Annotated in this window: 15 protein-coding genes and 2 rRNA genes; 6 read left to right on the top strand and 11 right to left on the bottom strand. The window is 44.7% G+C overall.

The window, feature by feature from the left end:
* From L5L94_RS09015 to L5L94_RS09005, 3 genes are all read left to right on the top strand, one after another.
* A 23S ribosomal RNA gene (locus tag L5L94_RS09015) occupies nucleotides 1–191 on the top strand; the annotation flags it as partial.
* Nucleotides 192–329: 138 nt separating this feature from the next.
* Nucleotides 330–445 (top strand): 5S ribosomal RNA (gene rrf / locus L5L94_RS09010).
* 300 nt (nucleotides 446–745) lie between these two features.
* Entirely contained in the window at nucleotides 746–3,196 is a 2,451-nt protein-coding gene (locus L5L94_RS09005) for a GGDEF domain-containing phosphodiesterase (RefSeq protein WP_263162678.1), read from the top strand.
* Here L5L94_RS09005 and L5L94_RS09000 read toward each other — a convergent pair.
* Both L5L94_RS09000 and L5L94_RS08995 read right to left on the bottom strand, forming a co-directional pair.
* Nucleotides 3,153–4,136, bottom strand: a complete 984-nt coding sequence (locus tag L5L94_RS09000; RefSeq protein ID WP_105250768.1) for an alpha/beta fold hydrolase — start codon at nucleotides 4,134–4,136, stop codon at nucleotides 3,153–3,155. The two genes, L5L94_RS09005 and L5L94_RS09000, sit on opposite strands and share 44 nt — an antisense overlap.
* A 95-nt stretch (nucleotides 4,137–4,231) precedes the next feature.
* Nucleotides 4,232–6,040 carry a DUF885 domain-containing protein gene (locus L5L94_RS08995; RefSeq protein WP_263162675.1) on the bottom strand — a complete coding sequence of 603 codons (1,809 nt, stop codon included), beginning with the start codon at nucleotides 6,038–6,040 and terminating at the stop codon, nucleotides 4,232–4,234.
* 210 nt (nucleotides 6,041–6,250) lie between these two features.
* Here L5L94_RS08995 and add point away from each other — a divergent pair, with 210 nt between their 5' ends.
* On the top strand, nucleotides 6,251–7,246 hold the full coding sequence (gene add, locus L5L94_RS08990; RefSeq protein WP_219235140.1) for an adenosine deaminase: 996 nt from the start codon (nucleotides 6,251–6,253) through the stop codon (nucleotides 7,244–7,246).
* A gap of 97 nt (nucleotides 7,247–7,343) precedes the next feature.
* Here add and hemN read toward each other — a convergent pair whose 3' ends face one another.
* From hemN to L5L94_RS08965, 5 genes are all read right to left on the bottom strand, one after another.
* Nucleotides 7,344–8,720, bottom strand: a complete 1,377-nt coding sequence (hemN, locus tag L5L94_RS08985; RefSeq protein WP_263162672.1) for an oxygen-independent coproporphyrinogen III oxidase — start codon at nucleotides 8,718–8,720, stop codon at nucleotides 7,344–7,346.
* A 261-nt stretch (nucleotides 8,721–8,981) separates the two neighbouring features.
* Entirely contained in the window at nucleotides 8,982–9,449 is a 468-nt protein-coding gene (locus L5L94_RS08980) for a DUF2489 domain-containing protein (protein WP_113940148.1), read from the bottom strand.
* A gap of 73 nt (nucleotides 9,450–9,522) precedes the next feature.
* Nucleotides 9,523–10,083: a Der GTPase-activating protein YihI gene (gene yihI / locus L5L94_RS08975; protein ID WP_105250763.1), complete on the bottom strand. Its 561-nt coding sequence runs from the start codon at nucleotides 10,081–10,083 to the stop codon at nucleotides 9,523–9,525.
* 90 nt (nucleotides 10,084–10,173) lie between these two features.
* A complete protein-coding gene (locus L5L94_RS08970; RefSeq protein ID WP_263162670.1) occupies nucleotides 10,174–10,812 on the bottom strand; it encodes a class I SAM-dependent methyltransferase in 639 nt (212 codons plus the stop codon).
* An 814-nt stretch (nucleotides 10,813–11,626) separates the two neighbouring features.
* Entirely contained in the window at nucleotides 11,627–12,250 is a 624-nt protein-coding gene (locus L5L94_RS08965) for a c-type cytochrome (protein WP_105250761.1), read from the bottom strand.
* A gap of 167 nt (nucleotides 12,251–12,417) precedes the next feature.
* On the opposite strand from L5L94_RS08965, the gene yihA reads away from it, so the two are divergent.
* Entirely contained in the window at nucleotides 12,418–13,077 is a 660-nt protein-coding gene (gene yihA, locus L5L94_RS08960) for a ribosome biogenesis GTP-binding protein YihA/YsxC (protein WP_006079362.1), read from the top strand.
* A gap of 1,023 nt (nucleotides 13,078–14,100) precedes the next feature.
* On the opposite strand, the gene polA is transcribed toward yihA, so the two are convergent.
* Entirely contained in the window at nucleotides 14,101–16,869 is a 2,769-nt protein-coding gene (gene polA, locus L5L94_RS08955) for a DNA polymerase I (RefSeq protein WP_263162667.1), read from the bottom strand.
* Between the two features lie 387 nt (nucleotides 16,870–17,256).
* Between polA and elbB the strand changes: the two genes are divergently transcribed.
* Nucleotides 17,257–17,919 carry an isoprenoid biosynthesis glyoxalase ElbB gene (gene elbB / locus L5L94_RS08950; protein ID WP_263162665.1) on the top strand — a complete coding sequence of 221 codons (663 nt, stop codon included), beginning with the start codon at nucleotides 17,257–17,259 and terminating at the stop codon, nucleotides 17,917–17,919.
* Between the two features lie 88 nt (nucleotides 17,920–18,007).
* On the opposite strand, the gene glpG is transcribed toward elbB, so the two are convergent.
* The 3 genes from glpG to tdh all read right to left on the bottom strand — a co-directional run bounded on the left by glpG (nucleotide 18,008) and on the right by tdh (nucleotide 20,282).
* A complete protein-coding gene (gene glpG / locus L5L94_RS08945) occupies nucleotides 18,008–18,853 on the bottom strand; it encodes a rhomboid family intramembrane serine protease GlpG (protein ID WP_263162662.1) in 846 nt (281 codons plus the stop codon).
* Entirely contained in the window at nucleotides 18,850–19,155 is a 306-nt protein-coding gene (gene glpE / locus L5L94_RS08940; RefSeq protein ID WP_006084745.1) for a thiosulfate sulfurtransferase GlpE, read from the bottom strand. The genes glpG and glpE overlap by 4 nt, the downstream gene beginning before the upstream one ends.
* Before the next feature lie 101 nt (nucleotides 19,156–19,256).
* Nucleotides 19,257–20,282 carry an L-threonine 3-dehydrogenase gene (gene tdh / locus L5L94_RS08935; protein ID WP_012090660.1) on the bottom strand — a complete coding sequence of 342 codons (1,026 nt, stop codon included), beginning with the start codon at nucleotides 20,280–20,282 and terminating at the stop codon, nucleotides 19,257–19,259.
* Nucleotides 20,283–20,293 lie beyond the last annotated feature (11 nt).

Here is a 20,293-nt window from a genome sequence, read left to right as displayed (position 1 = left end):
GCCCGGTAGCTACGTTCGGAATCGATAACCGCTGAAAGCATCTAAGCGGGAAGCGAGCCCTAAGATGAGTCATCCCTAGGAATTTAATTCCTCTAAAGAGCCGTTCGAGACTAGGACGTTGATAGGCATGGTGTGTAAGCGTTGTGAGGCGTTGAGCTAACATGTACTAATGACTCGAGAGGCTTAACCATACAACCCAGATGGGTTTTATAAGCAGCCTTAGACAGAATACAGATACTTGATAAAGTTTGAACTCAAACAAAGCAAATCAGCTTTCCGAATTATTATTAACGTGGTCCAGAGATGGACACGGTAATAAACAGAATTTGCTTGGTGACAATAGCCTTGTGGAACCACCTGATCCCATCCCGAACTCAGAAGTGAAACGCAAACGCGCCGATGGTAGTGTGGGGTCTCCCCATGTGAGAGTAGGTCATCGCCAAGCACCTAATTATCTCATTGAGATGTAACCAAGCCAGCTGAATAAGCTGGCTTTTTTGCGTCTGCAATTTGTAAAATCGTCATTTAAAGACCAATGCTATATAGCATTATTCTATTCATTTTAGTTTTGGTTCTTCTGCTAGTTCTTTACATTTTTTCCTTCCTTTATTTCTGACTTTTATACTCTAAGTTGATTATTTACATGAAGATCTCGCTTAGTTTGATAAGTCCTTTTGCTTAGTGGTCAGTTTCCCGTTAGCATACAAAAATATTAATTTTTTTTGTTAACGGCCATCTGTTGCCTATGCTTCGTAAGCTTTCGCTCGCGGTACTGCTTCCTCTTTGTATGCTGACCCTATATTTAGTGTTGGTCATAGGCGAGTACCTGTTCGAAAGTGACCAAGTTAGGGCTGAACTTGCGCAGCGACAGTCGGCTTTGATAAAGCAACAGTTGTTCCGCATGCAGAATGTGGTTCAATCGGCGCAAGCTTTACAGGATGTGGAGCGGATTGAGCAGGAAGTATCCTTAGCTGCACTGGATATGGGCACTATGGTGTATATCTTGGTTGATGCTGAAAGCCGTATTCGTTTTGCTAATCATACTGTGTGGCGTGATAGCAATGCGACTCAAGTCATCGATGGTTATGATGTAGACCTTCACCGCTCTGTGGTTCAAGCTTTTCTTCCGCAGATCCTCGTTAATCTCGACCGTTTAACTATTCAAGCATATTATCCCGTTCTTCCCCAGTATGGTGGGGCAGTTGATTTGATTTATCTTGAAGCCGATTTAGCCCCTCTAGTTGCCGAAGCTTCTGCTAAGTTGCAGCAACGTTTTATGCGGGTTTGGGGCCTTGGCGGATTATTGCTGATTGGCTTTACCTTTATTTTATATTTCCTGTTGATCCGCCCATTCCAAATGTTGAGCGAGGCTGCTAAGCAGGTAGGCACTTCTTCCTTTTCGACATCGATACCTTGGAGTTCATCTGAAGTTTTATCTTTGCAAGCCAGTTTGCAGCAGGCACATGAGCGTTTAAGTCGGGCAGTTAAACAGCTGAATGACAGTGAATTGCGTTGGTTATTTGCTGTGGAAGGTTCGCGTAACGGTATTTGGGATTGGGACATCAGTACGGGGGAGGTTTTTCTTTCTGATCGCTGGAAAGAGATGATTGGTTATGCGCCTGATGAATTGGCTGGAGTATTCCAGACATGGGAGACGCGGCTACATCCCGATGATAAGCAGATTGTGTTAGATGCTTTGCAGGAATACGTTAGCGGAAAGAGTAAAGAATTTGAAAGTGTTCACCGCTTACGGCATAGAGATGGCCATTATGTGTGGGTGTTAGACCGCGGTATGTTAGTTGATTGGGATCCCCAAGGGCGCCCGACTCGCATGATAGGCATTCATATGGATGTGTCAGAAAGCGCGAAGAACCATGCTGCAATTACTGAGCTTGTGGATCAATCTGTTGTCGGTCGCAAGATGTTGCCCGATGTCTTTATGGTGCGTTTATCGCAATTTTTAACCCAAGGTAATAGTTCGGGGCAATGGGGAGCATTGCTGCTCGTTGAGGTGGATCGCTTAGGATTGGTCGCCACTTTACATTCCCATGAATTAGAGCGCTTGTTAACGCAAATCGCGGCCCGTTTATCGAGTTATTTCACTGAAAATATAACGGTCGGTCGATTAGAGTCTGGTAATTTCGTTTTGCTTGCTAAAGATTTAGCGGCAGATGCGTCAGCCGCTGCTCGTCGTGCTTTAGCCCTTGCGAGTGAGTTAAGGCAAGTGATTGCTCGACCATTCCATTACGGTCATCATCACTTTGAGCTTAGCGCGTGTGTGGGGATTTGTTTACTCGATAGTATAGAAACCTTAGATCCAGCTTTAGTGATGCGTCGTGCCGAGTTAGCAACGTTAAGCGCTAAGCAAGCAGGTCAAGCTGGGTGCGCTTTTTACCATGCTGAAATGGACTTTCGCCAGAGCCGTGATGAGCTGTTGCAACAGGAATTACAAACCGCATTACAACAAGATAGCTTAACGTTAATGTTCCAGCCTGTGATCAATGCGACCAGTGAACTTGTCTCGGCTGAAGTGCTCACGCGTTGGTATCGTGCTGATGGAGAGTTTATTCCGCCATCTGAATTTGTGGCGTTAGCAGAACAAGGGGGAATTATTGCTGAGCTTGATCTTTGGGTGGCTAAGCGGGTGTGTCTGTTTATTCAGAAATCGCGGGCTCAAGGAAGGAGTTTGCCTCCTTTGACTCTCAATATCAGTGCATTTTCATTTGGTCAGGCAGATTTTGTTGATGCATTCGTTGGGTTGGTTAAGGAGCATGGTATTGCGGCTCATCAACTGGGTATTGAGCTCAATGAGGCCGCATTGTTAATGCAACCACAGTTTGTCGATGAGCGTGTCTCTAAGTTAGTTGAAGCAGGTGTAGGTATCATCCTCGATCATTTCGGTTCGGGCTTGAGTGCCTTGAGCTGCTTAGCGAATCAGCCATTAGTTGCGGTTAAATTGGATATGAGTTGTATTGATTCATTAACCACAATGCCAACAAAAGTGAATGTACTTATTACCTCTGCGCGGCAATTCAATTTGAGCGTTGTCGCCAAAGGTGTCGAATCATCCCAACAATATCAAGCTTTTTTTGAACTTGGCTGTGATGGCTATCAGGGCTATTTATTCAGTCGAGCCTTAAACCAAGCGGACTTTATCCAGCTTGTTTGTCCTCGTCCTTTATTGCGTAGCGTTTAAAGAAGTCGAGAGCATAGTTTAAGGCTTGGTTTCGGCAGGCGTCTTTTTCCATAAAAATCTCATGGGCAGCCCCAGCGATTACTTTCAATTGGCAATGGGTACTCACGGCGAGATTCTGGGCCGCATTATCAACAATCTTATCTTCACTCGCTTGCAGTATCAGTATCGGAGTGCGAATTTGTGCCGTTGCCAGTACGCAAGTATCTGCCGCATCTAAAGATTCAGTCAACCAACGGTTAGTGGGTGAACCGAGTTGTAACTTAGGGGCAGCATCATACAATTCTCGGTAGGCTTGGTATCGGGTTTGGCTGTGAGTTAGCTCATTCCCTTTGAATGGAACAGGTTTATAGTTTTGTCCTGCAAGTACATAATTAGGCTCGCCGCCATTGAGTGTGGTATCGAGTTTACTGGCTAACCAGCGTACGAACGCTTTTGGCATAGGTAATTTAATGCCATACATGGGTGCGGAAAATGCCGCGGCGGTAAAAATATCGGGATGCTGTTTGAGATACAAAGTGCCAATCGCGCCACCCATTGAATGGCCAAGTAGCATGAGTTGTTTGTCGTTTTGTGGTAACACTATCTTCTGCATAAATAGTGCAAAATCATCAATATAATCATTGAATCTTCGCACATGGCCCATGTGTGGATTGATTGTCATACGATCCGATAGCCCTTGGCCACGGTGATCTATGGCATAAACAGAGTAACCTTGTTGGTATAAGTCGAAGACCAATTCTTGATACTTTAAATAGGACTCGACTCGGCCACTGCTGAGAACGATTGCGGTATGCGCTTGGGGATGTTTGACCATCATATAGGCCAGCGTGACGCCGTCGGCAGAGGCTAGCGTGTCTTGAACAACGCTTTGCCAGAAGGCTTGCTGCTCTGAGGTATTTAAATCGTGTTCAGTCGAAAATGTCGCTTTGGCTTGGCTCATACTCAGTCGCAAATCATTTGGCTTGAATGGTTTGTTAGAGTGTAACAGACAACCATGGGAGTCTGAAAATACCGACTCCCATGAATTTCATTAACTTAGCGTGTCGCCTTTTTCGCTTCAATAAAATCATTGATTTGCTGTTCGAGGATCGACATAGGCACAGAGCCATTTTCGAGCACTGCATCGTGGAAGGCACGAATATCAAATTTGTCGCCGAGTTCCTGTTCTGCCTTGGCACGTAATCGTTTGATTGTTAACTCACCAATTTTGTAGGACAAGGCTTGTCCTGGCCACGAAATATAGCGGTCAATTTCGGTAGTGACGTTGTGCAGTGATAGTGCGGTATTGCTGGCCATAAAGTCGATGGCTTGTTGACGACTCCATCCTTGGGCGTGCATGCCAGTATCTACGACTAAACGGGCCGCGCGCCACATTTCATAGGTTAAGCGACCAAAGTTACTGTATGGATCTTGGTAGAAACCCGCTTCTAAACCTAAATATTCGCAATATAACCCCCATCCTTCACCAAAGGCAGAGATATAGCCATAACGACGAAAATCTGGGAGTGACGTTAGCTCTGAGTTGAGTGAAATTTGCAGATGATGGCCGGGTACGGCTTCGTGCAAAGTTAAAGCTTCTAGCTCGTAGAGTGGGCGCTTATCCAATGCATAAGTGTTGACCCAGTAGTAACCGGGTTCATCATCGCCGTTCGATCCTGAATATCGTCCAGTGGTATATTTCGGTGCAATTTCGGCGGGCACTGGCGCTATGCCATAGGGTTTACGGGGAAGTTTGCCGAAGTATTTAGGCAGCATGGCATCGGCTTTTTTGGCAATAAATGCCGCTTCTTTGAGTAACTGCTCGGCACTGGTGGTGTAGAACTGAGGATCGGTCCGCAGGAAATGTAAGAAGTCGGCAAAGCTGCCTTTAAAGCCTACGGACTTGATGATTTGCTCCATCTCTTGGCGGATACGCTTAACTTCTTTTAAGCCCAGCTCATGCACTTCTGCCGACGTCATATTCAAGGTCGTATAGTAACGTACCTTATTCTCATAAAATTCTGCGCCGTTAGGTAAGCTACTGGCCGCGATATTTTCCCGTGCATTGGGAATGTACTCTTTAGTCATGAAATCATAAAAGTTTTGGTACAGAGGTAGAACTTTTTGCTCAACTAAAGCGCGGCCTTCTTGGGTCAGCTGAGTTTTTTGTGCCTCAGTGAAATAGCTGGGATATTGAGTAAAAGGTTTGAAATAACTGCTCTTTTCAACAGGGACGATATAAGCACTGATACTGTCTTCAAAGCCATTGAGTGTCACTTTTGGCGGCGTTATTCCCTCGGCTAATCCTTGTTTTAGCCAGTGGGTTTGCTGGGCGAAATAGGTCGGGAGTGCATTGAGTTTGGCAATATAGTTGCGGTAATCCTCAAGGGTGTTGAATCTTCCCTGTGCGATTGACGTGATATAAGCGTGGAAGCCGCTTTCCGCCGTAATGGGCAGGTAATAATCCTTGAAACGATATAGGTCGACATCGTTTTGGATCTGATCTTCCAGTATTTGAGCGTTAATCTTATCTTCTTTACTCAAGCTGCTGCGGTCGAGTACTTTGAGCTGCGCTAGTACTGCGATTTGACCTTGATTAAGCTTAGCGAGCGCGGCTGGCGAGAGATCCGCTAATTTTCCTGCTGCACTGGCATCGCCCATGCTGTAAGCCATTTCAGGACTGGCACTGAGCTGTAATTGCCAGCTTTGGTCGATAATCGCTTGCAGCGCGGGAGCGATTGGCTCAACTTGCGACTGTGCTGCTGATATTGCCTGTGACGATGGGGTTTGAATATTTTTTGTGGTTTGGGCACTGCAGGCGCCTAATGCGCATATCAATAAACTGGGGATTAAGAGTTTATGCATGTTAGATCTCTGATATTTTCGTTGTTATTGAAGTCATTATGCCTGATGAATGCGGCCGTTCCTTGTATGGATATTAAGCAGAATTGTGACTGAATGTGAATTTAAATGCGTTTGGCGCATAAATGCCCCCGAAAATGCGTGTTAAACTTAGTGTCCGCCCGCGACCAAATAACAAAAGCATTGGCTGGGTAGTTCAAATAGGGGTTAAATATGATTGATACATCCATTCCATTGGTGGATCTGCATCGTCACCTAGACGGTAATGTGCGGGTAAATACCATTTGGGAACTAGGACACCAACACGGCATTGCGCTACCTGCCGATTCTTTAGAGACACTCGCACCTTTTGTGCAAATTCAGGGGAAAGAAACTAGCTTAGTCGCCTTCTTAAAGAAGCTCGATTGGATGGTTGCTGTACTCGCAGATTTGGATGCGGTTAAACGCGTGGCCTATGAAAACGTTGCCGATGCGGCGTTGTCTGGCTTAGATTACGCTGAGTTACGTTTTAGTCCTTACTATATGGCGATGAACCATAAGTTACCGATTGAAGGCGTAGTTGAGGCGGTCGTTGATGGCGTTAAAGCGGGCTTAAAAGACTATAACGTGAAGATCAATTTGATTGGCATTATGTCACGTTCATTCGGTCAAGCGGCTTGTACTCAAGAACTTGAGGGCTTACTCGCCCATAAACAACATCTCGTGGCTATGGACTTAGCCGGTGATGAATTGGGCTTCCCTGGCGAGTTATTTAACGATCACTTTAAACGTGTTCGTGATGCTGGCCTTGCGATTACGGCTCACGCCGGTGAAGCTGCGGGTTCACAAAGTATGTGGCAAGCGATTCAAGAACTTGGCGCAACTCGAATTGGTCATGGGGTGAACGCGATTCACGATCCTAAGTTGATGGAATATCTTGCTAAGCACCGTATTGGCATCGAATCTTGCCCAACCAGTAACTTGCATACTTCTACTGTGGCTTCTTACGCTGAGCATCCATTCAGAACCTTTATGGATGCAGGCGTGTTGATAAGCCTAAATACCGATGATCCCGGTGTGAGCGCTATCGATATTAAGCATGAGTATCGTATCGCCAAATCTGAACTCAAGTTAACCGATGCTGAGTTAGCGCAGGTGCAACGTAACGGCGTTGAAATGGCATTTTTATCGGACAGTGAGCGCAAAGCACTTTATGCCGCTAAGGCATAAGTCGATTCTGAGTCGTTACTAAAAATTGCAATGAATAAAAAATCCGACTCTAGAGTCGGATTTTTTGTGAGCGTTTGCGAGTGCAGCAATAAGCGTTTTAGATCACGCGTGAGAACTGTTGCTGACGCGCTTTTTGACGATAGTAAAGATCGAAGCACATACAGATATTGCGGATCAATAAACGGCCAGTAGGGCTGATAGTGATCTGTCTGTCGACGATTTCAACTAACTTATCATCGATAAATGTCTGCATTAACTTAAGATCTTCTGCGAAATAGGTTTCGAAGTTAATCCCCAGTTTCTCATCAATTTTCGCCATATCCAGTTCGAAGTGGCAAATCAGCTGTTTAATCACGACGCGGCGGATTTCATCATCACGGTTTAGGCTGCAACCTTTCCACAAAGCATGGCCTTCCTTATCTATGGCCTCATAGTAAGGGCGGATATCTTTCTGGTTTTGCGCATAGCAGTCGCCAATCTGACTGATGGATGATACGCCAAGACCTAACAAATCGCATTCTTCTTGGGTGGTATAACCTTGGAAGTTGCGGTGCAGTCTGCCTTCGCGCTGCAACTTGGCTAACTCGTCATCGGGTTTAGCAAAGTGGTCCATACCGATATATTGGTAGCCAGCGCCAGTTAAGGTCTCAATAGTTTGGTGCAGCATTTCGAGTTTTTGTTTTGGCGAAGGTAAATGCTCGTCTTTGATCTTACGTTGAGCGGCAAAGCGCGCAGGTAAGTGAGCATAGTTAAATACCGACAAACGGTCAGGCGATAAATCTAAAACGCGCTGCATAGTGGCGGCAAAGGTTTCTGGCGTTTGGTGTGGCAAACCATAGATTAAATCTATGTTGGTTGACACAAAACCCATGGCTTTTGCTTTGGCCATTAAGTCGAAGATAAATTGCTCATCTTGTTCGCGATTAACGGCAATTTGCACTTCTTTATTGAAATCTTGTACACCGATGGATATCCGGTTAAAGCCCGCTTCTTTCAACGTGTCGAGCATTGACAGCTCAATCTCGCGAGGATCGACTTCAATTGAGTACTCGCCTTCTTCCGCAAAGTTAAAGTTAGCTTTAATCAGTGACGTAAGTTTAAGAATCTGCTCTGGATTTAAGAACGTGGGTGTACCGCCGCCCCAATGCATTTGGGTCACACTGTAATGTTTGAACAGGGGCGCACGTTTAATAATTTCTTGGCTTAAATATTCAATGTACTGATCGGCTTTGTGTTGGTGGCGGGTGATGACTTTATTACAGCCGCAGTAATAACAAAGCTTGGCGCAGAACGGGATATGAATATACAGCGACAGTTTATCGCTTTTGCTATTTTCAATGGCCGTCAGCAGATTTTGTTCGGTGAATGTATCATCGAACTCTAATGCCGTTGGGTAAGAGGTATAACGGGGACCGCTGTAGTTATATTTTTCGATCATCGACTGATCCCAGCTAATCTGAGTGGGCTGCTTCAAGGCGTGTCCTCCGTGGGTAAATTAGCAACAAGCGAAGTATGCAAGGTTCTTAAGTAAATAACCTTGATCTAGGTTGTAAAAATGACGTCTTTCATTTTAGAAGTTACGCAATATCTATCAAAAAAGTACGCTTGTCTGTCGATATTTGGCGGTTTTGTGCGCAGGCTCACGGGAGTAAGGAGGGTAAGATTGGTGCGGGTTTTATCGAGATGACCTCAAAACCACAATATAAGTGGTCTTGAGGTATAGCAATGGGCTGGTTTAATGCATCGCTTTGGCTTGGTAATCCGACAGTTTTTTCGCATCATCACTAATGCCTTGCTCTAATGCGGCTTCGGACTTCATTCTGATCAAGTCTAACTTCATTCTTTCTTGCTTAGGCAAGGCTTGACGAGCATCCATGATGGGATGATTTTTAATTAACTCAAAGTGTTTGAATAATGAAGGGTAATCGGGAGCCACACGCTCACTTAATGACAGGATTTCAAATAATCGCCCAATCCTGACCACGCCTTCAGAGATCTCACAGCGGTCTTCAATCATGGCAGTGGCGATATAGCGGATATCATCTAAAACTTGGGCACGTTTTGCATTCGCCGTGACTTCACGCTCGGCTTGTTCAGCCTGCTGACGCTTTTTTTGCTGCTTGAGTTTTAGGATTAAGAAGGTGGCGTAGCTACTTAGCGCTACTATGATGATAAAACCGAGAATAATGATAGTCGTAGACACAGAGACTCCTTATATGAATGGCATAAGGAGCCACAGCTAAAAACTGAGTTCCCTATGCCTTAGCACTGAGAGGTTAGAACTTGTCTTGATAATCTTTTAGTAAGTCAGCGCCTGATTCGAATTTGTCGAACAACTCATCGTCAGATAAAGACTTAGCAGGTGATGAAGGTGTGTCATCATCCATATCGTCGCTAATGCCTAGTTTAATCATCAGAGCTTCAATTTTATTTAGCTGTTGATCTAACCACTTTTGGTCAACCTCGTTGAGGTCGCGGCCTTCTTCAAGCATATCTAACAGCTGATTTAGTCTTGGATCTTCTTCCAATTTCAGCAGTTTTTGCTCGTCAGTCAGCTTAGCTTGTTTCACTTTTGGCTGAGCGGCTTTATCTGTTACCACTGCCGCAGGAATTGCTAAAGCCACAGGCTTTTTACTGCCATGACGCGGGTCTTTTTTCTTAGCGGCCTGCTGTTGCGGCGCTTGCGCTAAAATTAAGCTTTCGTTATGACGACTACCTGATTTATTGCCAGAATCTTTACGTTTGCCAGTCGCTACAGCGCGATCTTGCTTCTTCACTCTTGGCTGTAACTTAGGGCTGTTCTCGCCGCCCTTGCGTGTTTTCTTGCTACGAGACATGGTCTTCTCAATTATTTACAACGTATGGCCTTGTAGACTAAGGGTTAGCTTGTCTACAAGGTGCGAAATTAGGCCGAGTGTTATACCAGATTATGATGTTTTTTGCATCAAAACGAGGTCCTTTGCGGCAAATAATAGTTCAAAATCGCTATTGTTTGCGAGGTACTCGAAGGTTTGTCGCTGATAAAAGCTCACATGGGTGAGGTTGTTCTTATAATGCCACTTAGCAAAACCATCTAATTCAGTCAGTAATGGTGTGCTTATCGCTAACCAACCACCAGAATGCAGTAGCCGAGAGAGCAAAGTCCACTCTTTTATAGGGTTTTGAAAATGCTCAAACACCCGATAACAGCAGATAAAATCATACTCTAGCTTTAACACGTCATGATTCGGGGCAAAAAAGGGATCATATTGATTTAACTTGTGGCCCGCGCTTTCTATGGTCGTCAGGCTCTCATCATCGAGTATGCGGCCAAAATTCAATCCTAATAAACTGCCAGCTTGTTGCTGCTCTAATTGCGCTAACAGCGGCAAAATAAATTGCGATAACTGTTTTTGCTTCGACGCTATGCGTGAACGACCGTATCTTTGCTTCTCTGCCGCGGGGGGTAAATGGCTATTCGCATCCGCAAAGGTTAACTCACATGTCTTGCAAACATAAAAACTCCGCTTTTTATCTTGATGAAGGAGTCGTGTCTGACTGTTATGACAAAGAGGGCATCTGGGCATTGAGTCTGCTGAAGTGGTTATTAAGGCTTTGATTGTACCAATTATATTGGTTGAGTGCACATTTTAGACACTAATGGGGTGTTACAAAAGAAAAAAGGCGGCAGTTAAACTGCCGCCTTACAAAGGGTGCTTTAGCACCTTATCCTGATTCCAAGTATCCATACTTGCTATGCGACTTTCCCGGTCGGTATCCTTCTTTTTTTTACTGCTTTCCCTGCATTATTTTTGTTAATGGTCTTCCAGACACTTTATTTTTTCTGTCGCCATCCTGACTACAGTTTCCGTAGATGGTCTCGCAACACATCTTTTAAAGCATCGTCATCATTGACGTCGAGTTAACCATCCATGTTACTTAAGTACCTTCCTGTGATAACAAGCATCCAGCCAGTGCATCCTAAGCTTATCGCTTCCTTTGCTACAGTTTACATCATGTAAACTATGTCCTGATGGGGCAAGTTACCCTTAGTGTAAGGTGTTTTGCTAGAAGCAAATTGGCGTTATCGGCCATCCCTTACAAAATTGTGCTGACCTGGATTTCAAATGGAAATCACGACTCTTGTTATTATTAGAGAGTGGTCTTAAGTATATTATTGTTATTGAGTATCTTTATTCTTATATCTTGAACGTTAATTATACCGAAACCTGTAAGTTATTATTAATCTTTTTGTACAAACAGATGGGTTTATCTCGGTACGGGGCTTATTAAACCGAAATCTGTGATCTATGTCAAGCACGAATCTTTGCAGTTTACGTCCACGTCAACTTTGGGGTGTAAAAAAGGGTGACAATACACCCTTCTTTTCACTCGCGAAGATTACTTCAGGCTAGAAAGATACTTTGATAGCGCGTCGATATCGCTATCATTTAGTTTCTTAGCCACATCTTGCATCATGCCATTTAAGTCATTATGGCGGCCCGCTTCACGGAATTTTGTCAGCTGGATCTTGATGTAGTTTGCGTGTTGGCCTGCCAGCGTTGGAAAACCTGCAAGCTCAGCGCCTTTACCATCTGGGCCATGACATGCCATACAAGCGGTAATGCCACGAGAAACATCACCACCCTTGTAAAGTTTAGCGCCTAACTCAGGAACATCTTTTGCTTCAGCCACTTGGATTGCTTGGCTAGAAAAATATGCGCTAATGTCGAGAATATCCTGATCGCTTAGAGGCATTGCCATGCCACTCATGATAGGATCCATACGACCATCTTTACCGCCAGTTTGTGCTGCGCTACGGAAATCATGTAGTTGCTTTTGGAGGTAAGTGGCGTGTTGGCCCGCAATTTTGGGGTACATATCGATCATACTGTTACCGTCCATACCGTGACAGGCCGAACAGACAATGATTTTCGTTTTTCCCGCTTCAGCATTACCTTCAGCAATCGCAGGTGAAGATATGGCGGCAATTACAACAGACAGCGCAAGAGCTAGCTTTTTCATGGCGTTCCAACTTCTGGTTAAATTATTATCCTGAGCTTACTAGGGTGACCCGCAAGCGTGGTAAAATATGATTAATGTGATCGGAGTAATATTTTACACGAAAACGTGGGAAAGTAAGTAATTCTTCATAAATTATGGTATTGCGTAGAAAAATTTCGGAGTAAATAGTGACTGAATCTCGTATAGATTTTCGTAGGGCAAAGTTTTTAATCAGTGCACCTGACATTGCACATTTGGATCAATATCTGCCCGGCGATGTTGGAGTTGAGATTGCATTTGCTGGCCGCTCTAATGCTGGAAAGTCTAGTGCACTCAATGCATTAACTGAGCAAAAAAGTTTAGCAAGAACCAGTAAAACACCGGGCCGTACTCAACTAATTAACGTATTTGAGTTAGATGCTCAGCGTCGTTTAGTTGACTTGCCTGGTTATGGCTTTGCGCAAGTCCCACTTGCGTTGAAAAATAAATGGCAGCAAGCATTGGGTGAATATTTGCAAAAACGCGCTTGTTTAAGTGGCGTGGTTGTCTTGATGGATATTCGTCATCCATTAAAAGATCTCGATATGCAGATGATTGAATGGGCAGTTGCTAGTGAAATTCCAGTATTAGCTTTGCTAACGAAATCAGACAAATTAGCCCAAAGTGCTAAGATGAAAACCGTAAATGAAGTGCGTCTCGCACTAAGTGAGTTTGGCGACTGGGTGCAAGTTGAACCCTTCTCATCACTTAAAGGAACCGGTAAGCCTAAAGTGTTGGCAATTCTTAATGAATGGTGTCATCCACAGTGGTTGACTGATGAGTTAGATGCAGCGAATAACGCTGAATAATATCGCCTGTTTTGGTGTACATGGTAGAATTTGACTGTGTATACCTCCTCTTTGTTTTTACTGCAATTTTTTCTCTTTTGTTCAGTCTCATTCCCATCGGTTATTCGTTAATCTCAGGCAAAAAAATAGCCGATGATATTATCATCGGCCAAAAATATTAGCTCTTTTGGGGAGAAGCTAAATTCAACAAGACTCAAGCACCATCAAATTAGCTTCAATGGTTCTCAATGAAACTAGCATACAGCCAATTCATCCCTTATTAAAGTAAATACTCTAAAATTTACTTAAAGTCTGAAAAAAGAGCAAAAAAAAAGCCTCAGCAAACAAGTTGCTGAGGCGCCAGAATTTGGCTCATCACTATAAGTGAAATAAAGGTCTGAAAGATAGAACATCTTAACCTCTGTACCCTACGCAGAGAATATTACTCTATTTATCTTTAAATGGAAAACAGTTTTTTCAAAAAAGAGGTAATTATGTGCGCTTGATCTCAGGTTGTGAGTGAAAAAGCATCTCAAATTGATCCTAAAATTTCAGTGAAAATGGTTAATTGGCTGATTTAAAGAGAAAAATCGAAATTTATATACAAAAGTGATCAATATTTGAGATTTGATTTTTTACTCTAATCCTGACCTAAGATTTTGGTGTACGCGTGAGAGAACAACCGTTATGGCATTCTTGAGCATATATGGCTGACTTGAATGCAGTTTCAATTCGAGTAAATCACACCTTTTAATATCCATCTGCTGTGGCAGTGTATCGATGAACTCTACTGCCAAATGTATCAGGTAAAGATTGTTTGGCTGTGAGTGAATCATTTTCTGCCGATGAAGTTTGTCTAACTTAACGAGCTAATTTGTATTGTGAAAGGGTTATTTATGCTGAGTGATGAAAAGGACTCTGTATTGATGTTCTTAGAGGCGATTAAGACGGGAGAGAGCTAATCTGAGCTCAAAATATTGAAGTCAGATTAGCTTTATTTTCAGTTAAATCATATTGATAGTGTTCTTCTGGATATTACTGAGATTAGTGGGCTTCATCCCAGTTATCACCAATGCCTGCTTCGGCAAGCAGTTCAACATCGAGATTAGCTGCTTGCGCCATCAAGGTGCAGATTGTCTTTTTAAGTGCCTCTGCTTTATCCGCATCGACTTCAAACACTAATTCATCGTGAACCTGCATGATCATAGTGATTTCGCCTTGGGTTTCTGTTTTGATCCACTGGGCAATATTGATCATGGCCTTTTTGATGATGTCAGCAGCCGTACCTTGCATTGGCGCGTTAATCGCAGCACGTTCAGCACCTTGGCGGCGCATCGCATTACGATCACGGATTTCGGGCAAGTAGAGGCGACGACCAAACAGAGTCGACACATAACCTAAGTCAGCAGCACCCGCGCGCGTTTCTTCCATATAACGTAATACGCCAGGATAACGGGCAAAGTAGGTATCGATATAGGTTTGTGCTTCATGGCGTGGGATATCAAGCTGACGCGCCAAACCAAAGGCTGACATGCCATAAATTAAGCCGAAGTTAACCGCTTTGGCACGGCGGCGTTGTTCTGTGGTTACTTCATCAAAGTCGGTACCAAATACTTCTGCAGCAGTGGCTCTATGAATGTCTTTGCCCTCGGCGAAGGCTTTGAGTAAGCCTGCATCTTGGGATAAATGGGCCATGATCCGTAGTTCGATTTGCGAGTAGTCGGCGGCCAAAATTTTACGGCCTGCTGGGGCGATAAAGGCTTGGCGAATACGGCGACCTTCTTCGGTGCGAATCGGAATATTTTGCAGGTTAGGTTCGCTTGACGATAAGCGACCTGTTGCCGCATTAGCTTGATGATAGCTAGTGTGTACGCGACCCGTTTTGGCGTTGACCATCAGTGGCAGCTTATCGGTGTAAGTGCTCTTTAACTTAGATAGGCTTCGATGCTCGAGGATCACCTTTGGCAGTGGGAAATCTAAGGCTAATTCGACTAATACTTCTTCCGCGGTCGATGGCGCACCCTTTGGGGTCTTTTTGGTGATCGGATAACCTAGCTTTTCATAAAACAAGACTTGCAGCTGCTTAGGTGAACCAAGATTGAATTTTTCACCAGCAATGTCGTAGGCTTTTTCTTCTAAGGTATCGATTTTACGCGCCAGTTCATCGCTCTGTTGGCCGAGTAACATACTGTCGATTAATACCCCTTGACGTTCAATGTCCGACAATACTTGGATTAGCGGTAATTCGACTCCGGTAAACATGGCGGCAAGTTCGGCTTCTTTCTCGAGTCTTGGCCATAAATGTTGGTGTAAACGCAGTGTGATGTCGGCATCTTCGGCCGCATAAGGCGCAGCCGTTTCCAGTGGAATTTGGTTGAAGGTCAGCTGTTTTGCACCTTTACCGGCGATTTCTTCAAAGCTGATATTCTTATGGCCTAAGTACTTGAGCGCTAAACCATCCATATCATGGCGCGAAGCCACTGAGTTGAAAACATAGGATTCGAGCATAGTGTCGAAAGCGACGCCCTGTAGTTTGATCCCTGCATTGGCTAAGATACTGATGTCGTACTTAAGATTTTGACCGACTTTCTTGATCTTTGGATCCTCAAGCAGCGGACGCAGTTTTTCTAACGCGACCGTTTTATCGATTTGAGTCGGTGCACCAACGTAATCGTGGGTTAAAGGAAGATAAGCGGCTTTTCCTGTCTCAACGGCGAAGGAAATCCCGACTAATTCGGCCACCATGTAATCTAAGCTGGTGGTCTCAGTATCGATTGCCATTAAGTCGGCTTGTTTAAGCTTAGCAATCCAAGTGTCTAATTCGGCTTCGGTGAGAATGCAGTCGTACTGTGTTTCAATCGCTTCGACTGGAGATGAGTCTTCTTGCGTTTCTGTGGATGCCGCATCAATTGAGGTATTTGCCGTCATTTTATTATCTAAGACTTCAGCTAACCAACGTTTAAACTCCATCTCGCCGTAGCATTTGATCAGTTCATCTTTGTCTGCTGGCATGAGAGTGAGTTCGTGCCAATCTTGCTCAAGTTCGACATCGGTTTTGATGGTGGCGAGTTCGTAAGAAAGCTTGAGCATGTCGGCATTTTCAATGATCTTTGCCGCCATGGTTTTAGAACCTCTAAAGCCGAGCTCGGCGACTTTTTCGGGTTCCGCTAATAAGTTACTCACACTGCCGGCTCCCGTGAGCATAGCGAGCGCCGTTTTCTCACCTACGCCGGGTAAGCCGGGAATGTTGTCGGCCTTGTCGCCCATCAGCGCGAGTAAATCTATGATACGGTCTGGACCGACACCAAATTTGGTGACGACTTCTTCTGGGCCCATTATGGTGTCTGTCATGGTGTTGATGAGCGTAACGTTTTCATCCACTAATTGCGCCATGTCTTTATCGCCTGTGCTGATAAGCACGGCACGGTTTTCTAAGCTGGCTTGGCGGGCAATAGTACCGATCACGTCATCGGCTTCGACGCCGGAAATTGAAATCAGTGGTAAACCTAGTGCGCGAATAATGCGATGCAAGGGTTCGATTTGCGAACGTAGATCATCAGGCATAGGTGGGCGCTGTGCTTTGTATTCGCTGTACATGTCATTGCGGAAGGTTTTTCCCTTGGCATCGAACACGACTGCGATATGGCTTGGTTGATAACGGGTCAACAAGCTGCGTAACATATTCACTACGCCATAAACGGCACCCGTTGCTTCGCCCTTTGAGTTTGTCAGGTGAGGAGGCGCATAATAGGCGCGATACAAATAAGAAGATCCATCCACAAGCACAAGTGGGTTTTTAGCGACGGTTGGCATAGGTATTTTTCGTTTATCGATGACTTAGATGGCGCTAAGCATGCCACAGAAGCACTATTTCAGCCATGGCAAAATGACTCTCAGCCTGTGGATAAGTCTGTGAGTGAAAAAGTCAACTGAGAATAATGGCGATGATTACGGCTTAGTGCGATTTTTTTAAGTTGTTGTTTTTTATGTTTATAAAAGATTTGTGTGAGTTCAATACTGTTTCTTAAAAAATCTTCCCAATTTGTGGATTTTTTATTGACTCCGTAAAATACATCTAAGGATTGGCTTAATTTTCGGCACTCGTCAGATTCGACGAATTAAGTTAGCACGATTTTTAATCAGATCAACTAGTTTGTTTATGGTTTGTTAAAACTTAATGACATAAGAAGGATATTTTTAATGAAAAAAGTCGCAGTGTTACTGAGTGGATGTGGTGTTTTCGATGGAACTGAGATACATGAATCGGTTTTAACGCTTTTATGCTTATCCCGATCAGGGGCTCACTACCAGTGTTTTGCACCTGATATCAAACAGATGCATGTGGTAGATCATTTCACTGGCGAGGTCGATGCTGCTGCAAGTCGTAACGTGCTGGTGGAGTCGGCACGTATCGCCCGTGGCGAAGTCAAAGCGACCACAGAATTAGATATCGCCGAATTTGATGCCTTGATCATTCCCGGTGGCTTTGGTGCGGCGAAAAATCTGTGTAACTTTGCGACGAATGGCAGTGAGTGTGAAGTGGAACCGCTGGTGACTGATTTTATCAATGAGTTCATTCTGGCGAAAAAGCCCGTTGGTTTTATCTGTATTGCTCCTATGATGATCCCGCGTTTATATCCCCAGGGTGTAAAAGGCACTATCGGTAATGATAGCGATACTGTCGCAGCGTTTAATTTGATGGGCGGTGAGCATCAAGTTGCGACAGTACATGAGATAGTCGTGGATGAAGCGAATCGCATTGTCAGCACTCCCGCTTATATGTTGGCTGGTAATATTGCTGAGGCGCATTCAGGCATCGAGAAGCTAGTCGTTAAGCTACTAGAAATGACTGATCAGAGTTAGTTTGAGCGGTTTGTAGAGGAGTGAAGCGAGTCATTGAACCAAGATAAATTTCAGGATTTATCTTGGTTCACAATATTAGATTGAGTTATTAGATTGAGCTCGAGGATTTGCGGCTATCAAATAAACCTTGGGCTAAACCTATGAGTAAGCCGCCAATGTGGGCACCATTAGCAACCGAAACCCCTAGAATATCTGTGAATCCCAATGCCAACCATATCATCATAAAGCCCATATATGATGGTGGGAAATCTATTCCAGCTGCGGGTTTACGTATACCCATGATCCAAGTGTAACCCACCACTGCATACACAACGCCGGACAGCCCGCCAAAGTTAGGTCCACCGACATAATATTGGATAACGTTTGGCAGAGTTCCTGCGACAAACAGCAGGATGAGTAATGGTGCAGTACCGATACGGGTTTCGATTTTGCCACCTAAATACCACCACCAGAGCAAATTAAAGATGACGTGCATGGCTGAAAAATGCAGTAGGCTCGGTGTAAAAATACGCCAGAACTGGCTGAACTCTGAATGAGGTACGGCCCCAAAATAGGACAGTGCTTCGTAGGTTTGGTTGGCGAATCCTAAGTTCATCGCTGCAAAAATGAGTACGCAAGCCGCAAATATGATCAGCGTGACTGGGCCTGCGCCAGTAATAAATTGGGTGAACAACTGCAGCGAAGGGGCACCATAATCGAGTTTGGTTTGGGTATCGCCGTGTTCCCATGAGGCTTGCAGATATTTATTGTCGTAAGGGTGAGCAATAAAGTGGGCAAACTCTTTGCGTGCTTGCTCCACATCTTTGTCATGGATAACCAGAATGGCAACACCCTGAACCAGCGGCTCAATTTGGCAGTCAATGTCTTCCCCTTTGAGGTAATCGACAAATGCCTGCGCGGCTCTGCTGTTGGGGAGTCTGCCAATTTCTATCATGCATTCGCCTCATGCCAAGCGCTATAGCCGCCGTCTAGGCTGTAAACGTCATCAAAACCTTGTTCGCATAAATATTGCGCCGCATTTTGGCTGCTCATGCCGTGATAACAAACCACCACCAGTGGGCTATCCATATCGGCTTGGCTAATAAATTGCGCTAGGTTTTCGTTATTCAGGTTAGTTGCACCTGCAATATGGCCGTTGGTGAAGCTATTGCCATCGCGGATATCGACGATTTGCACTGGCTGTGCTTCGGTCATTTGCAGCAATTGATTAACGCTTAAGTGTTTAAAGGAAGACATAATAAAACCTGACAAAGCTAAGAAATGGAAATCAAGATGGGATAAGTGTGCAACAAGGGGCTGCGAGTGTACAGCCCCTATCTAGGTAATGCTCTGGAGGATTAATCCCAGCTGAGGATTACTTTACCTGATTGGCCCGAGCCCATAGCGTCGAAACCTTGTTGGAAATCGTCAATCTTGAAGTGGTGAGTGATGATAGGTGAAATATCTAAGCCTGATTGGATAAGACTGGCCATCTTGTACCAAGTTTCGAACATTTCACGGCCGTAGATGCCTTTGATGACCAAACCTTTGAAGATCACTTTGCTCCAGTCGATGGCCATTTCACCACTAGGAATACCGAGCATAGCGACTTTGCCGCCGTGGTTCATGGTATCTAACATGGCGTGGAAGGCTGAGGGTACGCCAGACATTTCTAATCCAACGTCGAAACCTTCGGTCATGCCCAGTTCTTTCATCACGTCTTTTAGGTTTTCTTTTGACACGTTCACAGCGCGCGTGGCGCCCATTTTACGGGCCAGTTCTAAGCGGTATTCGTTGACGTCGGTGATCACCACATGGCGAGCACCTACGTGACGACATACTGCTGCCGCCATTATGCCGATGGGACCTGCGCCGGTGATCAACACGTCTTCACCGACTAAATCGAAGGATAATGCTGTGTGCACAGCGTTACCAAAGGGGTCAAAGATTGAGGCTAAATCATCGCTGATATCATCAGGGATTTTAAAGGCGTTAAAGGCGGGGATAACTAAGTATTCTGCAAATGAACCTTCACGATTGACACCCACGCCAGAGGTGTTACGGCATAAATGGGTGCGGCCTGCGCGGCAGTTACGGCAGTGGCCACAGGTAATATGACCTTCGCCAGACACGCGGTCTCCAATCTTAAAACCACGAACTTCTTGGCCTATATCAACCACTTCGCCTACATATTCATGACCAACAACCATAGGGACTGGAATGGTTTTTTGTGACCATTCGTCCCAGTTGTAGATGTGCATGTCGGTGCCACAAATCGCAGTTTTTTTAATTTTGATCAGCAGATCGTTGTGGCCCATCACTGGCTTAGGCGCATCGACTAACCAAATACCTTTTTCGGCTTTTAACTTGCTTAGTGCTTTCATTGTCTTAAGTC

Origin of the sequence: Shewanella sp. SM21 (assembly GCF_025654335.1) — a bacterium.
GTDB classification, from domain to species: domain Bacteria; phylum Pseudomonadota; class Gammaproteobacteria; order Enterobacterales; family Shewanellaceae; genus Shewanella; species Shewanella oncorhynchi.
Note: the sequence above shows the minus strand (reverse complement) of the source record. Positions and strands in the feature narration are given on the sequence as shown.

Bases quoted from the DNA above. Each gene is read 5' to 3' on its own strand.
- L5L94_RS09005 (WP_263162678.1), top strand. From the start codon at position 746: ATGCTTCGTAAGCTTTCGCTCGCGGTACTGCTTCCTCTTTGTATGCTG.
- L5L94_RS09000 (WP_105250768.1), bottom strand. From the start codon at position 4,136: ATGAGCCAAGCCAAAGCGACATTTTCGACTGAACACGATTTAAATACC.
- L5L94_RS08995 (WP_263162675.1), bottom strand. From the start codon at position 6,040: ATGCATAAACTCTTAATCCCCAGTTTATTGATATGCGCATTAGGCGCC.
- add (WP_219235140.1), top strand. From the start codon at position 6,251: ATGATTGATACATCCATTCCATTGGTGGATCTGCATCGTCACCTAGAC.
- yihI (WP_105250763.1), bottom strand. From the start codon at position 10,083: ATGTCTCGTAGCAAGAAAACACGCAAGGGCGGCGAGAACAGCCCTAAG.
- L5L94_RS08970 (WP_263162670.1), bottom strand. From the start codon at position 10,812: ATGCCCAGATGCCCTCTTTGTCATAACAGTCAGACACGACTCCTTCAT.
- L5L94_RS08965 (WP_105250761.1), bottom strand. From the start codon at position 12,250: ATGAAAAAGCTAGCTCTTGCGCTGTCTGTTGTAATTGCCGCCATATCT.
- polA (WP_263162667.1), bottom strand. From the start codon at position 16,869: ATGCCAACCGTCGCTAAAAACCCACTTGTGCTTGTGGATGGATCTTCT.
- elbB (WP_263162665.1), top strand. From the start codon at position 17,257: ATGAAAAAAGTCGCAGTGTTACTGAGTGGATGTGGTGTTTTCGATGGA.
- glpG (WP_263162662.1), bottom strand. From the start codon at position 18,853: ATGATAGAAATTGGCAGACTCCCCAACAGCAGAGCCGCGCAGGCATTT.
- glpE (WP_006084745.1), bottom strand. From the start codon at position 19,155: ATGTCTTCCTTTAAACACTTAAGCGTTAATCAATTGCTGCAAATGACC.
- tdh (WP_012090660.1), bottom strand. From the start codon at position 20,282: ATGAAAGCACTAAGCAAGTTAAAAGCCGAAAAAGGTATTTGGTTAGTC.